This window comes from Flavobacterium sp. DG1-102-2 (genome assembly GCF_033042555.1).
In the GTDB taxonomy this organism is placed as follows: domain Bacteria; phylum Bacteroidota; class Bacteroidia; order Flavobacteriales; family Flavobacteriaceae; genus Flavobacterium.
Window position 1 is genome coordinate 47047 of sequence record NZ_JAWLIK010000005.1, and the last position, 25351, is coordinate 72397.

20 protein-coding genes and 1 tRNA gene are annotated in these 25351 nt (G+C 38.4%); 11 read left to right on the forward strand and 10 right to left on the reverse strand.

Annotation, left to right across the window (positions count from 1 at the left end):
* Positions 1-157: 157 nt before the first annotated feature.
* From R1T16_RS08900 to R1T16_RS08910, 3 genes are all read left to right on the forward strand, one after another.
* Complete coding sequence (locus tag R1T16_RS08900; RefSeq protein WP_317500745.1) at positions 158-1138, forward strand: alpha/beta hydrolase; 981 nt, start codon at positions 158-160, stop codon at positions 1136-1138.
* Between the two features lie 90 nt (positions 1139-1228).
* Positions 1229-1891: a class I SAM-dependent methyltransferase gene (locus R1T16_RS08905; RefSeq protein ID WP_317500746.1), complete on the forward strand. Its 663-nt coding sequence runs from the start codon at positions 1229-1231 to the stop codon at positions 1889-1891.
* 43 nt (positions 1892-1934) lie between these two features.
* Positions 1935-3551 carry a M1 family metallopeptidase gene (locus tag R1T16_RS08910; RefSeq protein WP_317500747.1) on the forward strand — a complete coding sequence of 539 codons (1617 nt, stop codon included), beginning with the start codon at positions 1935-1937 and terminating at the stop codon, positions 3549-3551.
* Positions 3552-3601: 50 nt separating this feature from the next.
* Here the strand turns inward: R1T16_RS08910 and R1T16_RS08915 are convergent, their stop codons facing one another.
* The gene (locus tag R1T16_RS08915) at positions 3602-4651 is read right to left on the reverse strand and encodes an AMP-binding protein (RefSeq protein ID WP_317500748.1); all 1050 of its coding nucleotides are present in this window, start codon (positions 4649-4651) and stop codon (positions 3602-3604) included.
* Positions 4644-5612: a CPBP family intramembrane glutamic endopeptidase gene (locus R1T16_RS08920; protein WP_317500749.1), complete on the reverse strand. Its 969-nt coding sequence runs from the start codon at positions 5610-5612 to the stop codon at positions 4644-4646. Before R1T16_RS08920 ends, R1T16_RS08915 begins: the two co-directional genes overlap by 8 nt.
* Before the next feature lie 87 nt (positions 5613-5699).
* Between R1T16_RS08920 and arsC the strand changes: the two genes are divergently transcribed.
* The gene (gene arsC, locus R1T16_RS08925; protein ID WP_317500750.1) at positions 5700-6041 is read left to right on the forward strand and encodes an arsenate reductase (glutaredoxin); all 342 of its coding nucleotides are present in this window, start codon (positions 5700-5702) and stop codon (positions 6039-6041) included.
* A 56-nt stretch (positions 6042-6097) separates the two neighbouring features.
* The gene (locus tag R1T16_RS08930; protein WP_317500751.1) at positions 6098-8671 is read left to right on the forward strand and encodes an outer membrane beta-barrel family protein; all 2574 of its coding nucleotides are present in this window, start codon (positions 6098-6100) and stop codon (positions 8669-8671) included.
* A gap of 46 nt (positions 8672-8717) precedes the next feature.
* Here the strand turns inward: R1T16_RS08930 and R1T16_RS08935 are convergent, their stop codons facing one another.
* The 3 genes from R1T16_RS08935 to R1T16_RS08945 form a co-directional block, all read right to left on the reverse strand.
* On the reverse strand, positions 8718-9119 hold the full coding sequence (locus R1T16_RS08935; RefSeq protein WP_317500752.1) for a hypothetical protein: 402 nt from the start codon (positions 9117-9119) through the stop codon (positions 8718-8720).
* Between the two features lie 19 nt (positions 9120-9138).
* Complete coding sequence (locus R1T16_RS08940) at positions 9139-9555, reverse strand: hypothetical protein (protein ID WP_317500753.1); 417 nt, start codon at positions 9553-9555, stop codon at positions 9139-9141.
* 98 nt (positions 9556-9653) lie between these two features.
* The gene (locus R1T16_RS08945; RefSeq protein WP_317500754.1) at positions 9654-10928 is read right to left on the reverse strand and encodes a Glu/Leu/Phe/Val dehydrogenase; all 1275 of its coding nucleotides are present in this window, start codon (positions 10926-10928) and stop codon (positions 9654-9656) included.
* 303 nt (positions 10929-11231) lie between these two features.
* Here R1T16_RS08945 and R1T16_RS08950 point away from each other — a divergent pair, with 303 nt between their 5' ends.
* The 4 genes from R1T16_RS08950 (at position 11232) to R1T16_RS08965 (ending at position 15112) form a co-directional block, all read left to right on the forward strand.
* Complete coding sequence (locus tag R1T16_RS08950; protein ID WP_317500755.1) at positions 11232-12026, forward strand: sulfite exporter TauE/SafE family protein; 795 nt, start codon at positions 11232-11234, stop codon at positions 12024-12026.
* A 46-nt stretch (positions 12027-12072) separates the two neighbouring features.
* Complete coding sequence (locus tag R1T16_RS08955) at positions 12073-13485, forward strand: MBL fold metallo-hydrolase (RefSeq protein WP_317500756.1); 1413 nt, start codon at positions 12073-12075, stop codon at positions 13483-13485.
* A gap of 88 nt (positions 13486-13573) precedes the next feature.
* A complete protein-coding gene (locus R1T16_RS08960) occupies positions 13574-14743 on the forward strand; it encodes a TlpA disulfide reductase family protein (protein WP_317500757.1) in 1170 nt (389 codons plus the stop codon).
* Positions 14744-15031: 288 nt separating this feature from the next.
* Positions 15032-15112: transfer RNA gene (locus R1T16_RS08965), tRNA-Tyr, on the forward strand.
* Positions 15113-15693: 581 nt separating this feature from the next.
* Here R1T16_RS08965 and R1T16_RS08970 read toward each other — a convergent pair.
* The gene (locus tag R1T16_RS08970) at positions 15694-18066 is read right to left on the reverse strand and encodes a TonB-dependent receptor (RefSeq protein WP_317500758.1); all 2373 of its coding nucleotides are present in this window, start codon (positions 18064-18066) and stop codon (positions 15694-15696) included.
* 183 nt (positions 18067-18249) lie between these two features.
* On the opposite strand from R1T16_RS08970, the gene R1T16_RS08975 reads away from it, so the two are divergent.
* The gene (locus tag R1T16_RS08975; RefSeq protein ID WP_317500759.1) at positions 18250-19539 is read left to right on the forward strand and encodes a PepSY-associated TM helix domain-containing protein; all 1290 of its coding nucleotides are present in this window, start codon (positions 18250-18252) and stop codon (positions 19537-19539) included.
* Positions 19540-19996: 457 nt separating this feature from the next.
* On the opposite strand, the gene R1T16_RS08980 is transcribed toward R1T16_RS08975, so the two are convergent.
* Together R1T16_RS08980 and R1T16_RS08985 are read right to left on the reverse strand one after the other, a co-directional pair.
* Positions 19997-20689 carry an SIMPL domain-containing protein gene (locus R1T16_RS08980; RefSeq protein ID WP_317500760.1) on the reverse strand — a complete coding sequence of 231 codons (693 nt, stop codon included), beginning with the start codon at positions 20687-20689 and terminating at the stop codon, positions 19997-19999.
* Between the two features lie 56 nt (positions 20690-20745).
* On the reverse strand, positions 20746-21375 hold the full coding sequence (locus tag R1T16_RS08985) for a rhomboid family intramembrane serine protease (protein WP_317500761.1): 630 nt from the start codon (positions 21373-21375) through the stop codon (positions 20746-20748).
* Positions 21376-21466: 91 nt separating this feature from the next.
* Between R1T16_RS08985 and R1T16_RS08990 the strand changes: the two genes are divergently transcribed.
* Positions 21467-22357: a lipid A biosynthesis acyltransferase gene (locus R1T16_RS08990; protein ID WP_317500762.1), complete on the forward strand. Its 891-nt coding sequence runs from the start codon at positions 21467-21469 to the stop codon at positions 22355-22357.
* Here R1T16_RS08990 and R1T16_RS08995 read toward each other — a convergent pair.
* Together R1T16_RS08995 and R1T16_RS09000 are read right to left on the reverse strand one after the other, a co-directional pair.
* Positions 22347-23843: an aminotransferase class V-fold PLP-dependent enzyme gene (locus R1T16_RS08995; protein ID WP_317500763.1), complete on the reverse strand. Its 1497-nt coding sequence runs from the start codon at positions 23841-23843 to the stop codon at positions 22347-22349. The genes R1T16_RS08990 and R1T16_RS08995 overlap by 11 nt on opposite strands.
* 195 nt (positions 23844-24038) lie before the next feature.
* The gene (locus R1T16_RS09000) at positions 24039-25259 is read right to left on the reverse strand and encodes a porin (protein ID WP_317500764.1); all 1221 of its coding nucleotides are present in this window, start codon (positions 25257-25259) and stop codon (positions 24039-24041) included.
* Positions 25260-25351: the final 92 nt, after the last annotated feature.

Genomic DNA, 25351 nt, shown 5'->3' on the forward strand with positions numbered 1-25351 from the left:
CTACTGCCTTTTCTGTTTTATGCAATAACCTCAATTATTTTGTTACAAAACACAATTAAGAATAACAAGTCTGTGATAAATACATCGTACTTATACATTATTAACAATGGTAACAAAATATTTACTTTATCTTTAAAGCCTTAAACTAAACTACTAAATGAAATCTACATTAACTAAACTGCTGCTTATGCTGGCGGTCATTAGCTGTTATGCCCAACCCAAGGGTAAAACAGTTAAGATTGACAGTTTCAAGTCAAAATTTGTGCAGGCCAGAAACATCGAGGTTTGGCTGCCTGCAGACTATTCAACCAATACAAAAGAATCCTATCCTGTACTGTATATGCAGGATGGCCAAAGCATTTTTAATCCCGAAACCGCTATACATAAAGTAGCATGGGAGGCTGATGATTCAGCAGCAAAATTAATCGCTTCTAAACGTGTAAAACCTTTTATTATAGTGGCGATATGGAGCAGCGACCAGCGGTATACGGAATACTTTCCTGAAAAAGCCGCTGCAAACTTCACAAAAACCGATAAGGCCATTTTTGACAAGACAAACGAAACCGCAAAAATAAAAGGTACCCAGTTATTGGGCGATGAGTATTTAAAATTCCTTACCCAGGAATTAAAGCCATATATTGACAAAACATACAGAACCAAGTCCGACGCTGCAAATACTGCAATATGTGGCAGTGCGATGGGAGCATTAATTTCTTTATATGCCGTTTGCGAATATCCAAATGTATTCGGGAAAGCAGCTTGCATGTCTACGCATTGGCCCCTATTGGCAGACAATACGCATTCAGGACCATCTGAAGCTTTTAAAAAATACCTGTACGAAAAGCTTCCGCCCTTCCAGGATCACAGCATCTATTTTGACCTTGGCACAAAAACAATGGACCAGTATTACGGAGAACACCAAAAAACTGTTGACAATATCATGAAGTCTAAAGGTTATACAGATAAAAACTGGCTGACCAAAAAATTTGATGGTGCTGCACATGTAGAGAAAGCCTGGCAGGAGCGTTTTATACATCCGTTGATGTTCATTTTTAAAAACGAACCAAAAACTATAGTAAAGACCTTACCTAAAGTAACTGCAAAACCTACAGTTAAAAAGGCAGCAAAAAAACAATAGCTATTTAGTATTTAATTTATTCATCCGGGCTTAGTGTGTAAGTCCGGATTTTTTATGCGTGGTTTCTTTCAGATTCCATAAATTAGTAGCATGAAATTATCTGAAAACGAATTACAGGAGCTTGCCCAACAATTGCGCTGCCCTGATGGCGAGAGCGGACTTAAAGTGGGCGAAATGATGAACTTTACCAACAGTAACATCATCATTAAAACTATAGAAAGCCTGAACATAAAGAATGATGACACCTTATTAGAAATTGGCCCGGGTAATGGCGGCCATGTAAAAGATATAATCACTATCGCAAAAAATATAACCTACTTTGGCATTGATATTTCTGAAACCATGGTTGAAGAAGCAGAAAATATTAATGGCGATTTAGAAAATGTTTCTTTCAGGCTTACTGATGGCGAACATATCCCGTTTAGCGAAAAGCATTTTGATGCTGTCTTTACCTGCAACACCATTTATTTTTGGAAAGACCCTCAGGATTATGCAAACGAAATTGCACGTGTAATGAGAGAGGGCGGTATCGTTTCCATAAGCTTTATTCCAAAAAGCACAATGCAGAAGATTCCGTTTGCAAAATATGGGTTTACACTTTATGACATAGAATCGGTAACATCCCTCATGCAAAATACAGGCCTGACAATCATAAGCGTAGTTACCGATACTGAGATGGTAAGAAGCACTAGCGGCGAAAAAATTGAACGCGAATTTGTAGTGCTTACAGCTAAAAAGCAATCAAACACGTAACATTTTTCGATTTTAGCTACTTATCTTTATTAATCCATATCAAATGAAAATAGCCTTATCAGCTTTATTATTAGTTATCAGCCTTGTTGCATCTGCACAAACCTACACCAGGCGCGACAGCCTGCAGGGCGGATTGAGGCCCGAACGTACCTGTTTTGACGTGCAGCGCTATGAGCTGAACATTAAGGTAGATCCTGATAAAAAATTTATTAGCGGGTATAACGAAATCACTTTTAAAGTTGTAGAGAACACTTCAAAAATCCAGCTTGATCTCTTTGAAAATATGCAAATTGACAGCATCGTGGTAAAGGGTAACAAAACGACTTACAAAAGAGACAACGACGCTGTTTTTATACAGTTTGCAAAACCGCTTAAAAAAGGTAAAGAAGAAAGACTCCGTTTTTATTATTCGGGTAATCCGCTTGTGGCTAAGAATGCACCCTGGGACGGCGGTTTTGTTTTCTCTAGCGATGCTGACGAAAAACCATGGATAGGTGTTGCCGTTCAGGGCACAGGAGCCAGCCTTTGGTATCCTGTAAAAGACCACCAGACCGATGAACCGGATAGGGGCGCATCTATAAAAGTGGCAGTACCTAACGGTTTAATGGATGTATCTAACGGACGCTTTAAGGGTAGTGAGGACTTAAAAAACGGATACACCCGCTGGGACTGGGAAGTAGTAAATCCTATTAATAACTATAATATTACATTAAACATTGCCGACTACGTTCATATTCACGATAATTTGGATGAATTAGACCTTGATTATTATGTGCTTCGCAAAAATGAGGAAAAGGCCCGTAAGCAGTTTGAAGAGGTAAAACCCATGATGGAGTGTTTTCAGTCAAAATTTGGCAAATACCCTTTTGCTGAAGATGGCTATAAACTTGTTGAGACCCCCTATCTCGGAATGGAACATCAAAGCGCTGTAGCTTATGGCAATATGTACAGAAAAGGTTACTTGGGTAACGATATAAGCGGCACGGGGGTTGGTTTGTTGTTTGATTACATTATTATCCATGAAACCGGACATGAGTGGTTTGGCAATAGTATCACTTCTAAAGACGTCGCCGATATGTGGATACATGAAGGCTTTACTACCTACAGCGAAACTGTATATATTGAATGCCGTTATGGGTACGAAAAGGCAATGCAGTACATAAGCGGACAACGTTTTAGCGTAGGCAACCGAAAGCCTGTAATTGGCGTTTTTGGAGTAAACAAGGAAGGCTCGGGTGATATGTACTACAAAGGAGCATTGCTGTTGAACACGTTACGCCACGTGGTGAATGATGACGCTAAATGGTGGGACATGATACTTAACTATTCGCTTATGTACAAAAAAGGGATAATTGATACAGAAACTGTAGTAGATTATTTTAACCAAAAGACCGGTATGGACCTAACCTCCGTTTTCAATCAGTACCTTCGCTACAAAAACATCCCCATATTACAGCTGAAGTTAAGCGGAGGTTCATTAGAATACCGCTGGCTTACAGATGTAAAGAGCTTTAAAATGCCGGTAGGCATAACCATACAGGGGAAAGAGATACGCCTGAACGCGACAAACGATTGGCAAACGGTAAAAGTTGAAACCAGGGACTTAACTGATATAGAACTTCAAAAAAGTAAGTTCTATGTAAAAATAGAAAAGCTCTAAATTAAAATGCCATTACAATCGTAATGGCATTATTTTATGTGTCAAACTTATCAAGCCAGGCTTTTAAGTGTTTCTTCACGTTGCAGCTTACCAGATCCTGTTTCGGTAAATTCAGGAACAAACAGCACCTCTTTTGGTTTTTCAAATTTACCAAGTTTGGCAAAAATTTCGGGATCAATATCATATCTATCACCTTCAATTACCAGGACCAGCTTTTCGCCAAGCTCTTCATCAGGGATTCCCTTTACAAAAAAGCGCCTTTGTATTTTAGACGACAGCTTTTCCTCGATCTGTTCAGGGAATAGCTTAACGCCTCCGCTGTTTATTACATTATCATATCGGCCCAGCCAGATAAAGTGCGTATCATCAAGCACTTTTACAACATCATTTGTCACGATAGGTTCATCACAAATTACGTAAGGGTCTATAATAAGGCAGTGCCTCTCATCCTCGCTAACCCTCACGTTAGGCAAGACTGTAAAAGCCTCCTCCCCCACTTTTTTGGCTGCGATATGCGTGATTGTTTCTGTCATGCCATAAGTTTCAAAAACTTCTGTAGGCAGCACTTCCAGCTGTTTTGAAAGCGACTGGCTTACTTTTGCGCCACCCAGGATAAGTTTTTTTATCTGCTGCAATTTTTCAAGTGAATGCTGTGCCTGAAACGGCACCATTGCTGCAAAATGATATTGCGTATCATTATTTTGAAGCGGAGTAGAGACCGGAGCAACCAGGTCCATATCCCACCCAAGTATAAAGGCGCGTACCAGCATCATCTTACCCGCTACAAATTGTGTAGGCAGGCAGTGCAGCACTTTAATATCTGAGGAAAGGTCAAAAAACTCGGCTGTTGCCAGTGCCGAATGTACCATGGCCTGCTTATCTACGGTAATTAATTTTGGCGAACCTGTAGTACCGGAGGTTTGCATCTCTATGAAAGTCCTCTGGTCAAACCAGTCCAATAGAAAGTTACCTACCGCTCTCTCATAAGCCTCGCCTTCTTTAATAAAACTATACGCAATACGGCACAGGTCATCTTCGGTAAGATGAAAACCGTTTAATTTAAAATGGGGGTGTACAAAGTGATAATCAGGATTAGTCATTGATTTGTCCTATTTTGTTAGTTGTTTGTTGCTGTTCATCAACCGGAATCTCTATTGATCCGGTAAGTTTACCTTTCCAGTCTGTCCATTTGTAAACTTTACTAAAGATAATTAAAAGAATCGGAAATATAATTAGCACCGGTACTATAATATCTACGCCTGCAGAAGGCTCTGAAACATCTTTAAAGACAGAATAGGTTTGAAAAGCGGTCCAGTCTGCCGTAACAAGCAAAACCCCTACAAGATTATTTGCCGCATGAAAACCTAAGGAAAGCTCCATCCCTTCATCCATAAGAGTAAGTATACCCAGGAAAAAACCGGTTCCTATATAATATACCATGATAAGATAGCCCATCCTCGTTACTTCGGGATTTGCAAAGTGCATTCCCCCAAAAATAACAGAGGTCATTACCAGCGGGAACCATTTATTTTTAGCCAGATTGCCAAAACCCTGCATCAAATAGCCTCTAAACACAAGCTCTTCAACAGAAGTCTGTATAGGCACCATCAGCATCGCTATTATAAACAAGGGAACAAACTTTACAACATTAAACTGAAACACATAGGATTCAGGGTCTAAAAAATAATCTACAAGCATGGTAATCACAGACAGTACAAACCACAAACTAAATGAAAAGAATATTCGTGATTTATCCAGCTTTGGGCGACTAGTGACAATATCCTTAAATTGCTGCTTATGTATGTTTCTAACCACGATATAAATTGCGATCAATGCTATCACAAACGAAAATAAAATTAGAAACAGCGTGAGATTAAGTTCAAGATAACCAAGCATACCTTCCTGTGTCGCCGGCATAGGCTTACCGTCAGACATCGCTTTAAAAAAAATGGCAACCCCTAATGGTATTTGTCCAATGCTCGAGGCAAGGATCATTATAAACGACCCTACAAGATACTTCCAGAATTTATTTTCAGGCTTAATTCCCTGTTCTATAAACATATGCTTTTTGTTAAGATTTAAGATTTTGTTTGCACTAAGTTACTTCAAATTTCCATTAATAATAACGTACTTTGCAAAAAGAATAAAATGATCACCATCTATCACAACCCACGCTGCAGCAAGTCGCGCGAAGGGCTTCAACTTTTGGAACTTGAAGGTAAACCTTTTACTACCGTAAAATATCTAAACGAACCGCTTACAAAAGAAACATTAACTGAAATAATTAAGAAGCTGAATGTAAAGCCAATAGAGTTGGTACGACAAAAAGAATCGCTTTGGATTAAGAATTACAAAGGGAAAGAACTAAGTGATGGCAAGGTTATTGATGCAATGGTTCAAAATCCTTCACTAATTGAGCGCCCTATCGTTGTAAACGGCGATAAAGCAGTTATTGCACGCCCTGCTGAAAGGATAAGGGAAATACTATAACCAAAAAAAACATCACTCACCGCAGGTGCATTTTTGCAGCTGTAAATTACTATTTCATGAAGAAGTTTCACTCATTACTAATGCTGCTGTCTTTATTTTTTTCGTTCACGGCATTAGCCCAGGTTCCCCCTGGCACTCCCGTAACTCCGGGAGGACCCAAAGTAAAAATAACAGGTAAACTTATTGAAGGCGATACAAAAATGCCGCTTGAGTTTGGAAACGTGGTTATCCAGACACTTGACAATGTTACCATTAACGGCGGGCTTACGGATGCTAAAGGAGAATTTAACCTTGAAGTCCCTGCCGGAACCTACAATATTAAATTTGACTTTATATCGTTTACTCCAATAACTCTAACTAATAAAGTAATATCTGCCGACACCAATCTTGGTGTTACAGCTTTAGCACCGGATGCCAAGATACTTGGTGAAGTGCAAATTACTGCTGAACGCTCTACCGTAGATATTAAACTGGACAAAAGGGTTTACACTGTAGGTAACGACATGATAGTTAAGGGCGGAACAATAAGCGACGTGCTTGACAATGTGCCCTCAGTATCTGTAGATGCTGAAGGAAATGTTGCTCTTAGAGGAAATCAAAGCGTTACTATCCTGATTGACGGTAGACCATCTAACCTGCTTGGAAGCAACCTTGCCGACGTATTACGACTTTTACCTGCCGACTCTGTAGATAAGGTTGAAGTTATAACCAATCCATCGGCACGTTATGATGCTGAAGGTGGCGGCGGTATCATTAATATTATCCTTAAAAAAGGAAAAGCCGGAGGATTTAATGGATCTATCGTAGCTACTACAGGACATCCTGACAACCACGGAATAACAGCAAACCTGAACTTTAGAGGAGAGAAATTTAATATGTTCTCTAACATTGGCTACAATTACAGGAACAACCCGGGTAATTCTAAAACCAATACAGAATACCTTAATTCTGACAACACTACGAGAAGCTTTACCAACGAAAGAAGGGAAAACGACCGTTTACGTAAAGGTTTTAATGCCAGCTTTGGACTTGAATACTTTTTAAGCGACAATACAACCTGGGTAAATTCTGTCAACTTCAGGAGAAATAAAGGTGATAACCCAACCGATACGTATTTCGATAATTATGATGCAACAGGCGCATACATAGATACACGTTACCGTCGTAACTATCAACTTTCTGACGATAACAACGTTAACTTCTCATCAAGCCTTACCCATAAATTTAACGACAAGGGGCACGAACTTAAAGTTGATGCATCTACATCATACAGCAGAGACGAAGAAGGCGCTGCTATCGACGATATTAATGTGGGTTCTGCTATCGCTAACAGCAATGAACGAACTACTAATAACCAGACTGAGAACCGTTCGCTATTACAGGCTGACTATGTATTGCCAATAGGCGAAAACAGCCGTTTTGAAGCAGGTTACCGTGGTAGCTTTACAGAAATTAAAACAGACGCGAGTGCTGAAATACTTGAAGATGGCACGTGGGTAAATAATGGTGATTATACTAACCTGTTACAATACAAAGAGAAAGTAAATGCTTTGTATACTCAGTTTGGTTCTAAAATTGGCAAATTCTCTTACCTGGCCGGTTTACGTTGGGAAGACTCAAACATTGATGTCAATCTGCTTAACCTTAACGAATACAACAACAAGAAGTATAACAACTTCTTTCCAAGTGCTTTCTTAACCTATACATTTGACGAAAGCACTAACATTAGCTTAAGCTATAGCCGACGCATTAACCGACCAAGAGGACGTTTTCTTAACCCATTCTCAGGACTGGAAAGTAACATCAACATCTTTAGGGGTAACCCAGACCTTAACCCGTCTAAAACACACGCTATAGACCTTGGATTCCTTAAAAAATGGAATAAAGTTACATTAAGCACATCAGCTTACTTTAATATTACAGATAATCCGTTTCAGTTTGTTAGAAGGCCATCGGGAGATTATGTTGTACAGGTCGTAGATGGCGAAGATATCGTTGATCCTGTTACCGGCGCCGTAACGCCTGTCGGCGGAACAGACAGCAGGACACCTGTAATCTTAACTTCTCCACTTAACATTGGAAGGGAATACCGTTTTGGATTTGAATTTAACGTTAATTACAACCCATTCAGATGGTGGAGGATAAGCAGTAACTTCAACTTGTACCGAAATGAAACAACAGGAGATTACAGCTACACTGTAAATAACAACGGAACACCTGAAACTGTAGTTCAGGACTTTGCAAGAGTTGGTTACAGCTGGACAACAAGGATAAATAATAAAATTACCCTTCCCGGTAAGATTGACTGGCAGCTTAACGGTAACTACGAAGCACCGCAAAATACAGGACAGGGACGCCGTATAGGTGTTGCAAGTGCCAATACCGCATTCAGCAAAGATTTCCTTAAAGACAAAGCGACAATAAGCATCAATGTCCAGGATATCTTCAATTCACGAAAAATGAAGAATGAAACTTACATTGACGGACTTTCACGTTCTTACAGCGAAATGCAATGGAGAACGAGACAAATTACATTGTCGTTTACCTACCGCTTCAACATGAGCAAGAACGACAAGCAGCAAAAACCGAAAGAACAAGACGGTGGCGGCGAAGAATATATGGGAGGTTAACCTCATTCAATAAAAAAACGGGCTTAATGCCCGTTTTTTTTATATCCTATTGTTTGAAACTGCTATAGCTTTTAGTATAGTCTTTTTCGTGATTGAATAGCAACTTATAACCCGAGACAAGCCCCGCTATATAATCCATGTTCCAATTATAATTCATATTATGAGGCCCCGGATAATCCATTATAAAAGTCGAACGCCCCTGATAATACATTCTGTCTCCATGGCCCACATAAACATTTCTGTCGCCAAAATTATTGCTGTCAAATGTAAAATTGTATTCACCAAAAACCTTTTCATAGTTTTTAGACAGCGTCGCAAACTGCGTATTTAACGGTTTAAAATCTGTAGTAATCAATTGTTGTGCCGATTGAAATGAAAATTGCTTTTGCTGTTGGCTAAAACCAAAAGCAAATAGTGCAAGAAACGATGCTGTTAATATTCTTTTCATATCTCAGAATTTAGATTGTTTACCTCCCTTTTAATGCAGACAGGCCCACCCCTACCGGCTTACTGAATGTACTGGCGTTCTGGTTGTAATAAAAAATATTATCTGCACCCAGATTGGTATTATGCATTTGCGCTACAACCGGAATATAACTGCCATTATAGTATTTGTTACTATCAACATATATCGCACTATTGTTCACGGCTTCATCTATATTAAATGTATAGCCATACCCGTTGAAAACTGAGCTGAAATTTCGGTTGTAATAGGAAAAATCAGGAATGCTCGCACTACCCCAACCATTATTCTGCCTTACGGCCACCGATAGGTTAGTTGAAAACTGAGGCTGTTTCTCTTCCTGTTTTGGTTCTTCCTTTTGCTCCTGCGCCAGGCATGCAGTGCTTATAACAATAAATATAGTGGCGTAAAGTTTTTTCATGGTAAGGTAAAGGTTACAATAATATCAAATATACATAATTATGAAACACAAAAGGCACCATGCGGTGCCTTTTTAAATATACTGAGACTTCTACCCAATTAAGGAAAGATACCTCTTTGTTTGTATGCCATTTCAATCCTGGTTAGTGCCACGATATACGCGGCAGTTCTCCAGTCTGTTTTATATTGTACAGAAGACGTTATTACTTTATTGAAAGCCTCTTCCATTTTCTTTCTAAGTTTGATGATAACATCATCCATAGTCCATATTTCGCCGTTACGGTTTTGTAACCACTCAAAATAACTACCTACAACACCACCTGAATTACAAAGGATGTCCGGGATAATATCAATATGGTTAGCAATAAGGATTGCCTCACCATCGGTATCTGTAGGGCCGTTAGCGCCTTCAGCAATAACTTTAGCCTTAATAGTACCTGCATTTTCATCAGTGATCTGGTTACCAAGAGCAGCCGGGATGATTACATCACAGTCAATTGAGAAGAACTCATCTGATTTGTAATCCTGAGTACCTTTGTATCCTGTAATCGTTGCATTATCAGACTGGTATCTTAATAAAGCTTCAGGATCTATACCTTCAGGGTTGTAGATTGTTCCTGTAGCATCCTGAACACCAACAAGAATTGCTCCGTTTTTGTTCATGAAATGAGCAGCCCAGTAACCTACGTTACCAAAGCCCTGAACAATATATCTTTTACCTTCAAGAGTAGTGCCTTTTACTTTAGCCCAAGATTCAAGTGTTACAACAACACCAAAACCTGTAGCCCTGTCACGCCCTTCAAGGCCACCTGATCCCACCGGCTTACCGGTAACAACGTGCTGGTTTTTAGAGCGCTCGGCAGGGGATTTAGTAGACATATACGTGTCCGCTATCCACGCCATCATTTGTGCGTTGGTGTTAACATCCGGAGCAGGAATATCGTGCTCAGGACCTATATTATCACCAAGTGCATAGGTAAAACGACGTGTAATCCTTTCCAGTTCTCCCTGAGAATATTTCTTAGGATCGATCTGGATACCACCTTTACCACCTCCGTAAGGAAGTCCTGCAAGCGATGTTTTCCACGTCATCCATGTAGCAAGAGCCCTTGCAGCATCGATATCTACAGTTGGGTGATATCTTAGGCCGCCTTTGTAAGGCCCGAGAGCATTGTTGTGCTGTACCCTGTATCCGGTAAACACTTCAACTTTACCATTGTCCATTTTCACAGGAAAATGCACTACGATCTCATTATTAGTTATGGATAAGATCTTTTTAACGCTTTCGTCCAGCCCCATAACGGCTGCAGCTTTTTCAAACTGATTTTTAACGTTTTCATACATGCCCACTCTGGGCTTTATTGCTGATGCCATAAATTTTAACTTACAACTTGAATTATAATAAACATTGCTTTCCTAAAAGCATCACAAATATATATGAAGTTTGTGATAACTTAATCGTTTGAATTAATAATTTTACAAAAAATAAAACGTAAAATTGCATTTGATTTAAATTAAGGTTGCAAAATGCCTGCCAAACTGATTATATCATAATATTTAATTTTAAAAATTAGCCACAACACACTATAAACCAATAAAATACATAGACATCTACCTGAAGCTGACAACTCGACAGCTATAACGATGTAGTAAGCGTTTTATTGGCTAAGATACAAAATGGAAACAGTAACAGTTTATACAGGTGCTTTTTTTATAGGATTAATCCTTGGATTAATGGGCGGCGGAGGCTCAATTCTTACTGTTCCCCTACTCGTATACATGGTAGGCCTACACCCTGTGACTGCTACGGCTTACTCTCTTTTTACGGTGGGCACGACATCTGCCTGCGGGAGCTTTAAAAATTATCATAAAGATAATATTGCTATCAGGACCGGACTTATTATAGCCATACCCTCTTTTATAGTTGTTTACATTACCAGGAGGTATATACTTTCGGCAATTCCTGATACAATTATATTATCCGGCAAATATTCCCTTAGCAAAGACACATTTATAATGATGCTGTTTGCGTTTATCATGCTCATGGCTTCTCTCTCCATGCTTAGACGAAAAACAGAAAACGACAATAACGACATAAAGAAAATAAATTACCTGTATGCCCTGCCAGGCATAGCAATAGTAGGTCTGTTTATGGGGCTTGTAGGTGCAGGAGGAGGTTTTCTTATTATCCCAATGCTAATCTTTTTTGGAGGGCTGAATATGAAAAAAGCAGTAGGCACTTCCCTATTTATCATCGCAATAAACTCACTTACCGGATTTATTGGCGATATGCAAACCATAAACATTGCATGGGATTTTCTTTTATCCTTTACCGTCATTTCAGTTTTTGGTATATTTGCAGGAACTTATCTGCACAGGTTTGTAAATGAAAAACAGCTAAAGCGCGGATTTGGGTGGTTTGTACTCATTATGGCTGCCTTTATCCTCTCTAAAGAAATCATTGGTTTCTAGCTTTTCTACACAATTGCTCAGTGCTTTTAAGCATTAAAATCAAATTATGAAAATAGAACAGATATATACTGGCTGCATTGCACAGGCAGCTTATTACTTAGAAAGCAACGGCGAAGCTGCTATATTTGATCCTCTAAGAGAGGTACAGCCTTACATTGACAGGGCCCTAAAAGATAATGCCAAAATAAAATACATTTTTGAAACGCATTTTCATGCCGATTTTGTTTCAGGACATATAGACCTGGCTAAAAAAACTGGTGCCTCTATCGTATACGGACCTACAGCCCAGCCCGAATTTGATGCGACAATAGCAACTGACGGACAGGAATTTAAAGTAGGAAGCTATACCATCAAAGCGATCCATACACCCGGGCATACCTTAGAAAGTACATGCTACCTGCTTATACAAGAAGACGGCAGTATTCATGGTATAATAACCGGCGATACACTGTTTATTGGTGATGTAGGACGTCCTGACCTTGCACAGGCATTAACCGAAGATCTTACACAGGATGTACTGGCATCTCACTTATTCGATTCGTTACGCAATAAGATCTTGCCGCTTCCTGATGATATTACGGTATATCCAAGCCATGGCGCCGGCAGTGCATGTGGCAAGAATATGAGCAAAGAAACTACAGATACCCTTGGCAACCAGAAAAAAGTAAACTATGCACTAAGGGCAGATATGACCAAAGAAGAGTTCATCGCAGAATTACTTGATGGTTTAGGAGCCCCTCCTGCTTACTTCCCGCAAAATGTTATGCTTAACATTCAGGGATACCAAAGCCTTGATACAATTATAGAGAAAGGCCAGACAGCATTCTCTGCACAGGAATTTATGGCGAAAGCCAACACTACTGATGCTATTATACTTGATGTGAGGCATGAGAATGATTTTGTAAAAGAACATATACCTGGATCTATATTCATTGGCCTTAACGGCACGTTTGCCCCATGGGTAGGTGCACTTATAAGGGATGTAAACCAGCAATTGCTTCTTGTAACTCCTGAAGGTAAAGAAACAGAAGCAATCACCAGGCTTGCACGCGTGGGCTTTGACGCCAGTTTAGGATATCTTAAGGGTGGTATTGAAGCTTGGAAAGAAGCAGGATATGAAATTGACAGCATTGCCTCTATTTCACCTGAAGCCTTTGCTGACGGACTTGCTACCGATGAAAAAACAGTTGTCGATTCACGTAAACCCGGAGAGTTTGACGGTGGCCACGTTATAGGCGCTGTTAACATTCCGCTTGATTTTGTAAACGAGCAGCTTAATGAAGTTCCTAAGGATGAAGAATTTTACCTTCACTGTGCCGGCGGATACCGATCTGTAATAATGTCTTCTATCCTTAAAGCGAGAGGTTACCATAATATGATCAATGTTGAAAAAGGTTTTGGTGGCATTAAGGATACTTCGGTAAAAACGACACTTATACAGCCTGCCTGTTCTTCTTAATCTTAACAGTAAATAAATTAAACATCTAATCTTCACAAAAGATTTTTAGATACTTTTGCATCCAATATTAAATAACGAAATAAAAAACATGAAAAATTTCTTTTTGATTGCTGCTGTTGCCGCTTTTGTTGTATCATGCAACAAAGTTGCCGATAACCAGTTTGAAATAGCAGGAACTATTGACCCCTCATTAAACGGAAAAAATGTTATCCTTGAAAAAGAAGGAGGCATGATGGGCTTCTCTCCGGTAGATACCGCTAAAATTGAGAATGGAAAATTTGTATTTAAAGGTGGAGTAACTGAACCTGCACTACATTTTATCCAGGTTGACGGTGTACAGGGTAAAGCTGAATTTATCCTGGAAGAAGGTGCAATTGATATTGCAGTTGATAAAGATTCTATCTTCAAAACAAGAAGAACCGGTACATATAACAATGATAAGCTTACAGAATATTATGACAAAATAAGCAGCCCAAGACAAAAAATGATGGCTTTCCAAAAGAAAAATCAGGCAGAAATGATGGATGCTTACAAAAAACAGGACACTGTTGTAATGAACAGGCTTAACAAAGGTTATGAAGCTATAGGTAAAGAAATGAGGTCTATCGCTGATGATTTTGTTACTAAAAATCCTAAAGCATACATTACTGTATTACTGCTTAAGCAATCACTTTCTATGCAAAATACACAGTATGCTGATGCAAAAAAGAAATACGATGCTCTTGATGCAGACATCAAAAAAACTAAAATGGGTAAAGAGCTTGGCGAGCAGATTGAAAAACTGAATCCTGCAGCAGCTCCTGCGCCAGCAACTGCCCTGCCGGGAAAGAGTAACGCTGAAGTAGGCAATACGGCCCCTGCATTCAGCGCATCTACCCCTGCCGGTAAACAATTTTCTCTTAAAGAAGCTATAGGCAAAGTTACCATTATAGATTTCTGGGCTTCGTGGTGCAAACCATGCCGCATGGAAAATCCTAATGTGGTAGCTATGTACAATGAACTTCATGCAAAAGGTTTAAACATTATAGGCGTGTCATTAGATGACAGCGATAAAAAATGGAAAGACGCCATCGCAGCAGATAAACTTACATGGAACCATGTTTCTAACCTTAAAGGATGGGAAGACCCGATCGCCGTACAATATGGCGTGCAGTCTATTCCTGCTACATTTATTCTTGACGCAAGCGGAAAGATTGTAGCAAAAGACCTTAGAGGTGCAGAACTTAAAGCAAAAGTTATAGAGCTACTGGCTAAATAACACTTGCTTTTTTATAAATTAAAATCTCCTTCGGGAGATTTTTTTTATGCCTTTTGGGAAATATGATCTACAAATATCATTTTATATTACAGAGGCGATCGAAAACAAAACGAGCCTGATTACGCAGATGCAGCTTCTATTTTAAAAAATATTTCAATTTTATTTTATTAGCTACCAGACCTTTAAAAAATAGTTATTAAAATACACGCAAATATGTTTGTATACTCTAAAAACAGTGCTATATTTGCACCGCAATAAACAACAAGTTTGTTGTGAAGTAATGGCTTCGGGGAGATACTCAAGCGGCCAACGAGGACGGACTGTAAATCCGTTGGGAAACCTTCGAAGGTTCGAATCCTTCTCTCCCCACAATAAAAAACCTGCAATGAAAATTGCAGGTTTTTTCCTTTTATGGCAGTCCGGAAATTATTTATGACTTTAATTAATAATGATATTTTTAGTTAGCTGCCGTCCTGATATAAAGAGCTAAATGCCACGATCATATTATTTATATCATTTACACTACCTGGAGCGCATATAACGGGATTTGTGATCTCAAAATGTATCCAGCACACATTATAGCATCGACCTCAGTAAGGCTCTGCCAAATTATTCCTTTAACCAAATATCTTGCTATTTGACTTGTTAACAGCTATTAAAATTCGAAATATCAAGATGTGGCTTATCTTACAGAGGCAGCTATTAGGGGTAAAATATGTAGAAGACCATGTGAGTCAGCCATCTGAGGTATGTAAAAAGGATAAAATCCCGACTACATAATGCAATCGGGAAATTAATTGTATCTGTTAATTTATTCTAGCAAAAAATAAATTTTTGAATCAAAATTCCTGTTAGGATTTTAAAAAACATTCTATTTCCCTCCTGACCATGTCTTATGGTCATTGATTTATTGATACATTAATGCTTTTTAACCTCCATCATCGCGGCTACTAGAAACCGTAATTGATTCCGAGCATTAAATTTCTCGGCGTTCCGGGAAACAACCTGTTATAATCGTATCCTCCTGCCCAATAAGTTTTGTCAAAAATATTATTCATATTTACTGTAATCCTGAATTTATCTATCGTATAAGATAAAGCAGCGTTAAGTACTGTATATTCAGGTAACTTTAAAATTGGGCTAAGGGTATTACGCTCGCCTGAATAATTAATTCCTGCTCCTATGCCAATACCTTTAAGTTTAGGTATGGTAAATGTATACTTACCCCAAAGTCCTGTTTGTATCTTTGGCGCATTTGGTAAAAGCGTACCTACCTCGGCAGCATTGTCGCTCTTAGTAATTGTTGCTTCACTGTAAGCAAAATTGGCCGATATACTAAGGTTAGGAAGCACGGTACCATAAACATCTAATTCAACACCTTTAGACTTCTGTTGCCCCACTTGTCGCAATAAATCAGGATTATCAGGATTATTTGCGTTAATCAGGATATTATTTTGTTCAATATTATAAAGCGCGACATTTACAGATAATTTTTTATTAAAGAACTCTGATTTAGCTCCTACCTCATACATTGAACTTATAAGCGGATCGAATGGGCCTCCGTAAGTTTGCGGTGTACCTATTATACCTGCTCCCTGCGGCTGATAACCTTCAGTATAAGTTCCGTATACATTAATTTGTTCTGTGGCAGAATACACCAGCCCCACTCTGGGTATAATTGCTTTTTGTTTTATATCGCGGCTTTGTTGTGTCTTATAATTTTCTACATCTACATAATGTTCCTGCCTTAAAGCTAAAAGAGCCTGGAACTTGCCCCATTTAATTTGATCCTGCACATATACCCCGTTTACAAAATACTTTGTTTGCGGGTTTTGAGAAGAAACATTTACGTATCCTGACATATCTGTTAAAGAATAGTCAGGATTTGTAAGGTCAAAAAAAGGAACATTAGGAAGTCCGTTTATGTAACCACTCGCACCGTAACTTGAATTACCCGCCGGCGTAGTATTTTGCAAATAATCATAACCAGTAAGAAGTTTATGCTCTAAAGGCCCGGTTTTAAAGTCAGACACAAAATATAGAGTAACATTATCACTGTAATTTTTACCCTGCCTTACAATGGTACGCATTTCCATTTTTGTGGGGTCTGTAGTACCATCTGGAAGTACAGCGTAGCGATTTGCTGTGCGGTGTTCTAAAAGGTCTTCACTTGCCATAAATTTCATGTAAGATGCATTAAAATTTATATTCCCGGTAATTTTACGCTGTACAGATGTTGTAAAATAGATATTGGTTTCATGCAGGTAATCGTTCTTTTTCCCTATAGCAAAAGAAATAGGAGTAGAGTTAAGATCAGTTCCTGCTGTAGCACCAAAAATAGGCTGTCCCCTGTCTAACCTTCCATTAGATCTTGCATAAACGAAATCAAAGTTAATTTGTGTATTGTCATCGGGTATAAAGGAAAAAGAGGGCGCTATCATTATATCTTCACTCCCCTGGAGTACCCTAAAGGATTCTGCATTTTGATATGCCAAATTGAGGCGGTATAACAATGTTTTAGATTCGTTAAGCGGCCCTGTAAAATCGCCTCCTATTCGGTAAGTATTATAGCTGCCTGAGCCAAAACTAATAGATCGGCGGTCTTCATCAAGAGGTTTTTTAGTAACCATATTAACCGTTCCGCCCGGATCTGTATTAGCAAACAACGCCGACGCAGGTCCTTTTATAACATCTACTCTCTCTATATTAGCAAGAATTGGTTGCTTCCAGCCTTCGCCTATAATTCTTTTTAAACCATTAATTAATGACGAACTGGTTCTAAACCCCCTTAGTGTAATATCATCACTGTAATATGAAAAGGTACTTGCCCCACTTATATTTTTAACGATATCACCCACTCGATATGCCTGCTGATCTTCTATTACCTCTTTTGTAACATAACTTATGGCTTGAGGAACATCTTTTAAAGCAGTCTCCGTCCTTGTTCCTGAGAATGATTTTGAATTTTTATAAGATTTTTCTTTTCTTCCAATTATCTCAACATCCTGTAACAGGTAAGCTTCCTCAGAAAGTTCTGTATTAAATACTATGGTTTCATCAGAAAAAGTAAATACGACTTCCTGAGTTTTAAAACCAATAGCTGAAATCGCAAAATGATAAGTACCATAGTCAATATTTAAAAACTGGAACTTGCCATCACTATCTGTAACCGCTACCATATTCTTTTCAATCAATTTCACATTAGATCCAGGAATAGGAAGCCGGTTTTCATCTGTCAATACTCCTTTTAGAGATTGAGAAAAGACATAATGAGACAATAAAATAAAGCAACACAAAAATAAGTAGGAATAATTTTTTTTCATTTATTTAGACTAATTATTAATTGCCGCAAATATATACCAAACTAGAATAAACCCATGTTATATTTTGCTTCATAATGAAGCGATTTGTGATATTGTACCATGACAAATATTTATAACCATTACCATTTACCTTATAAATAAAAGTAATTCTATCTTTACAACCATATTTTTTTGCGTGCTACAATGATATTGAATAAAAAAAAACTGTTTGAACTGCATGGATGGATAGGTACAAAATTGTGCATACTCTTCTTTATTATATGTTTTTCGGGAACACTTGCCACAATGAGCAGCGAAATGGATTGGCTGTTTAACCGAGATATCAGAGCCACACCTCAGGCTACCTTAGCCTCAAAAAACCTAATCGTACATAATTTCAGGAAAAAATTTCCGAACGGCGCCATAACGCACTGGGCTCAGAATGAGGCACCATATATATGTAATATCTTGTCTAAAGAGGAAAATGGCGATAAGAGTTATGTTTTTGTTAATCAATATACAGGAGTCATTCAGGGAGAGAGTACCATTACTTTTCAAAGATTCTTTAGAAAACTACATTATAATTTATTTATGCCTTTACAAATAGGACATTACACTGTATTATTTTTTGGCTTCTTATTATTTATATCCCTTATTACTGCGCTATTATTTTATAAAAAATGGTGGCGTAAGCTTTTTGAATTAAAAACCGACAAAGGTTCACTTGTATTCTTCAGAAGCATACACAGACTTGTAGGTTTATGGTCTATACCATTTACTTTATTGTTCTCAATAACTGGATTTTGGTATTTTCTGGAACGGTCAAATATTGCCGGACTGGGAGATGCGGGTAATCCCCAAGCTCCTCAAATAGTAAATAATGACGAAAAAAACACGCAAAAGCTAAGCAGCCAAATACTTGATTATGATAAAGCAATCCGAATAGCTGAACAACAAATACCAAATCTTGTTGCGGGCGATATTGCTATTCCAGGATATGAAACGGATTATATATACATTACAGGAAAGAACGATGTTGATCTGGTTAGACAACGTGCAAATAAAGTATTTGTAGACGCAAAAAACTATAAAGTAATATCTTATCAAAATGCAAACAATATACCCCGAATAGTTTACATCAGCGATATTGCTGACCCTTTACATTTTGGATACTGGGGAGGGCTGCCAACAAAAATTATATGGTTTATTGCAGGTTTGGGTATTTGTTCGCTTATATTGACTGGTATATGGATTATATTAAAAAGAAAGGCGACGCAAAAAAAGAATAATAAAAAACGGGTATTTGGTCCATGGAAATATATAAATTATGGTATTACTGGAGTTATGCTTTTCTACATGTATAGTGCTCTTGTAAAAAGTATGGCAGCAGCCTCAGTATTTATATATGTAACATTTACCTGGCTGCTGTTTATTGCTTTAGCCTATTATATTTTTGTTTACAGGCTTAATAAAAGCGTTTCTAAAAAACAATAAATCAAGATCAAGGGTTAAAACATTTTGTTGTTCAGTTTATCAGGGAGTAAACATTTATACAGTATATTATAAATGATTTCAATATTTTTTCAGAAGCCGTTTATCCCATAATAAACAGCTTTTTACAATTTCAATATAATTATATAAAACTTTTAAATTTCTACAACTTTTACATATTTTTTCACCTAAACTTCAAGCTTAAAATTATCTAAGATGTTGTTTTTTATAACAGGAAATACTGATAAGTAAAGATCTTGTATAATTAAAACCATCGATTGCCTTCATAAAGCAGATATAGTTTTTCCGGAGTTGCTTCTATATATTGCATACGAGCCAATATATACGGAGCGTCAGTATTGAAAACTGTGAACCACAGAGAGGCTGTTGAAAATCGTGAAATCGAGGATTAAAAAGCCCCGCACAATGTGCAGGGCTTTATCTATAGAACTGTATATTATTAATTTAATTCAAAACTAATATTCACGTTAGCTGTAACAGTTATCTCGCCAATTGCAAGCGTTTCCTGCGGCGCGGTCGAATCGGCAGCTTCAAACTTCATAGCACGCATCATTGGCTGCGGGTAAAAAGTCTGTGTGTTATCTGTAACCACTATAGCCTTACCCACTTTTTGTCCCAGCGCACCTGCATAATCGCCTGCTTTTTGTTTTGCCTGTGCAACAGCCTTAACCCTTGCTTCCGACTCATACTGTGCAAGCTTAGAGGTTCTGAATTCTACTCCTTGTATATTGTTTACACCTGCATCTACAAGCCCCATCATCATACTGTCATATTTAGAAAGATCTTTTAAATGGATAACAATCGTTTGAGAAGCTACATAGTTATATTTTTTCTTATTGTAATCGTAGTTCCTGTTTAGGTTTACTCTTTGGGTCTGGTAATCCTCCGAAGCGAGTTTAATACCTTTTAGATACTTGATTACAGCATCTACAGTGGCATCATTCTTTTTCTTTACTTCGGCAGCATCTGCACCTGTATTTTCAACGCCAATTGTAATGTCGGCCTGATCAGGTGCTACCTTAATTTTGCCCTCTCCGGCAACACTTATCTGTGGCTGCTGGTTTTGCTGAGTGACCTGTGCCCCCGCTAATGTCGTAACGAATACGAATACTACTAATGCAATTTTTTTCATAATGATTGATTTATTTTTTTGAGTAAATTCCAAAATACGTGCCAGTTTTTGAGAATTTATAATTTGCCAAACTTGGACATGACCAGTAAAATGACAATAGGAACAGCTAAAAATATAACGATCAGCGTATTATCAAACAGGATGTAAGGCATTTTAATTAATGTAAAAATAAATCCGCCGATAGCTCCGCCAAAATGTGCAGTGTGGCCAATGTTACCCGCCTTTGTCTTCATGCCATAAATGGTAAGCAGGAGATAAATCACACCGAAAATATATCCGGGAATGAAGTTGATTTCCATATCAGGATAAATAAGTATGGATGAAAACAACACGCCCATTACAGCACCCGAAGCGCCAATGGCTCGATACGAATATTCATCTTTATGAAAATACAGTGTAAGCATACTGCCAGCGGCCATACTTATAAAATAGACCAATAAAAAACCAAGAGTTCCCATGTGTGCAATTACAACCGGGGCAAAAAAATAAAGAGTAAGCATATTGAAGCCCAGGTGCATATAATCCGCATGCAAAAAAGCCGATGTAAACATACGATACTGCTCACCAGCCCTTACACTGCCTATATGGAATTCATATTTCCTGAAAAAAGAGATGTCGTTTATCCCTTTGTAGCTTACCGCCAAGTTTATGAGCATTAACACCAAAAGAACAACAGGTATATCCATAGGTTAGTTTTTAAGCGTAAATTTACTCATTCTAAATTCTATAAGAAACACCTTAACAAACATAAATCGTATATTTGCTTAAAAAAACAGAATGCAGCTTTTAGCTTATATCCTAGCCTATCCTTTCATCTGGTTCATATCCATACTTCCATTCAGGGTGCTGTATTTTTTTTCGGATGTAAGCTACTTCATTGTGTATCATATAATACGCTACCGTAGAAAGGTTGTTCATGAAAATCTCGCATTAACGCTCAGGCATCTGACTGATGAAGAACGCAAAGCTGTAGAAAAAAAGTTTTACCACCATTTTACCGATAATTTTTTTGAAATGGCCAAAAGCCTTACGATTAGTGACAACGAACTTAAAAAACGTTTTGTTTTCACTAATTATGAGCTTGTACACGAATTTGAAGACAAAGGCAAAAGCGTGATAATGCTCTTAGGCCATTATGGCAGTTATGAGTGGCTGCTGTACATGAATAAATTCTTTAAAACACACAGAGGCTTTGGTATCTATAAGGTAATCAGAAATAAATACTTTGATAAGCTGGTTAAGAAGATGCGCGGAAAATTTCATGCGGAGCTTATCGGCGTACGCCAAACCATACCTTCCATGAGGCAGAATGAACGCAATGGTATTCTAGGCTTTTACGGGTTTATAGGCGATCAGTCACCTAAACTGAGCAGTGCTATACACTGGGGTGATTTCTTTGGAATGGAAGTGCCTATACACGTAGGAGGCGAAATGCTTGCCAAGAAGATAGGCATGAACATGATCTTTGCCAAAGTTGACAAAACATCACGCGGGCATTATAAATGTACGTTCGTGCCTGTGGAAGGAAATATAAAAGAAATCCCGAATTATAATATCAGCGACAGCTTTATGAAGGTGCTGGAGCAGCAAATACTTGCCGCTCCCGAATATTATTTATGGACACATAAGCGTTTTAAACATCGTAAAAACGACCCTCCTAAAGCGTAAACCACTCTTTAATCCTGTCGTGTTCTGTATTTACAGCATTTACATGAGCAAACTCGTTGCTTGACCTGTTGTAAATGTACTCCTTAGACCACTCTTCAAAATTTTCTGCCATAGCTTTAATGCTTTCGCAAACATATTCTATCTCGGCGTTAGTGGTTGTTGGGTGGATAGACATTCTTATCCATCCCGGTTTTTGTATCAGGTCGCCAGAAGTGATTTGATCAGTTAAGTAATTAGACTGTTCCTGGTCTACATGCAGTAAATAATGCCCATAAGTACCTGCGCAGCTGCAGCCACCGCGTGTCTGAATGCCAAATTTGTCATTAAGCAGCTTTACACCTAAGTTAAAGTGAAGCCCGTCTACATAAAAAGAGATTACACCCAGCCTGTTCTTGTGCTGAGGGGCAAGAATATTAATGTTAGGAACAGTTTCAAGGCTGTCAAAAATATAATCTACGATCTCTTTTTCCCTTTGCAGAATATTATCGATTCCCATTTGTTCCTTGAGCTTAACAGCCAGCGCCGTTTTTATAACCTGAAGAAAACCTGGAGTTCCGCCGTCTTCGCGCTCTTCAATATTATCTAGGTATTTGTGTTCGCCCCAAGGGTTTGTCCAGCTCACCGTACCCCCTCCCGGATGATCGGGTACCATATTTTTATATAATTTTTTATTGAACACAAGCACACCTGACGTACCGGGCCCGCCAAGGAATTTATGCGGAGAAAGGAAGATTGCATCAAGGTAAGCTTCGCTGTCCTGCGGATGCATATCTATCTTTACATACGGCCCTGAACAGGCAAAATCTACAAAACATACACCATTGTACTGGTGTACAAGTTTAGCGATCTCATGGTATTGCGTTTTAATTCCGGTAACGTTAGAACAAGCCGTTACTGATGCAATTTTTAACTTATAGTCTTTATGTTCTTCTAATAATTGCTTAAAGCTGTCAAGACATATAAGCCCTTCAGGGCATGCCGGTATAAGCACTACTTTAGCAATCGTTTCCAGCCACGACGTCTGGTTAGAGTGATGCTCCATATGCGATATAAACACTACAGGCTTCTTTTCTTCGGGAATTGAAGTAAATGCCCTTAAATTCTCAGGTACTTTAAGCCCTAGTATTCTTTGGAATTTATTAATAACACCTGTCATACCAGTACCATCGGTAATCAATACGTCATCTGCATTTGCATTTACGTGACGCTTGATTATGTGGCGGGCTTCGTGATAAGCGTTAGTCATTGCCGTACCTGACACGGTGGTTTCGGTATGTGTATTAGCTACGAAAGGTCCAAAATCGTTTAACAGCTTTTCTTCAATAGGCCTGTAAAGCCTTCCGCTGGCGGTCCAGTCGGTATAAATAATTTTTTGTGTGCCAAAAGGCGATACAAAATCCTGGTCTATACCTACTATATTGTTCCTGAACTTCTGGAAATATTTTTCTAACTGGCCTGTAACGGCCGCATCTGCAGTTTGTAACATAAGAATTGACTATTAAACGTTACAAATTTATCAAAATAAAAGTGATATAGATATACATTCTTTATCATATAACATTTTTAACTGCATTTATTAGAATATGGTGATTACAGTATTTCTTCTAATCCGTAAACCAATTAAAAATGCCTCTAAAAGTTAAACACTCTTAGAGGCATTTTCATGCTGTAATATTGTTATTTATATACCTATTTCTACCTGAAAGCGTACATAAAAATTTTTCTTAGACGATCCGTCAAAATAGCTTAGGTCGTCCATGTTTACTTCAAGCTGCGCTTTAAAGGCGTGTTCCCATACATATTTTGTAACACCTAATGTGTATTGTCTCGTATTTGGCGTAAGCGGCGCAATATCCCTGTCTACATTCTGAGTTGAAAAACGCCCAATGATCTCGTAGTTCGATGGCAGCAGGTAGCTCATCTGATAATCAAAACCATGCCCCGTGTAGATGTATCTAAAATCTGTAGCATCTTCAGGATTCACAGTAACAGGATCTTTTGCTATCCTCTGCATGTAAGCTGTCATAAAAGCCCATCCGTTATATTTTACCATACCGTCTAACAGTAAGGTCTGCATATCTCTTTTTGCAAAAAGATCGTCGCCCAGCTGTCCGCCTACGCGTCGTGCCATGTCATTATATTGATAAGCACCGGACAGCATTAGTTTTGGTTTTTGTTCCCTCTTAAGGTCACCTTCAAAAAAGGCACCGTCTTTTGTGAATACCCCTAACGGATATAATTCAACCTTTCCTGTATAGGCAAGTCCGTTATCGGGCTTATCTGTAGAATTTCTTCCTTCACCCGTAGTAATGGCACCCCTTAAGTTATAAGAGAACTTATCCATATGCTCGTTTTGGTTATGTACCTGGAAACCGAAATCCCTGTCTATATTAAAACGCGCATTGTTTATTGTCCTGTCGCTAAGCTGAAGCCCTCCCGATGAATTAACCCTCTGGCGGTTGCCCGGCAGCTTTGTTTGCCCGAAACCGAAGTTCCAGCGTTTGTTAGGACGATAAAATACTACCGCATCTCTAATTATATTAAGGTTTTCTCCTTCTTTCACCTCACCAACATCGCCCGGAGCAAATGATAGTTGTATTGCATATATGAAACGTGGATCGCCAACATAACCGTCAAAACGAAGTCTTAAACGGCGTATCTCTCCTGTTATAGCTCCATCCTCATCTTCGTTTTGCACATAAGTAGCCCTGTTTTGCATCCTGAAACGGATGTTGAACTGAAAGATACTGTCGGGAGAAGTTATACCCAGTCCTTTTCCATAATTGTAATATGGAAGGGCCGATAACTTTAAGTCATTATCTTTTGTTGTCTTTTTAATATCCACCTGCGCCAGTGCCGCAAGGCCAAAAAAGAGAATTAGTAACGTAAAAATGTTTTTCATTTAATGCCTGTTTGTAAAAATTTCGTGTTTTTTGCCGCAAAACGATACAAAGCCGCTTAAAGATAAGACTTTCGGAGTCTGTAAAACCTCCT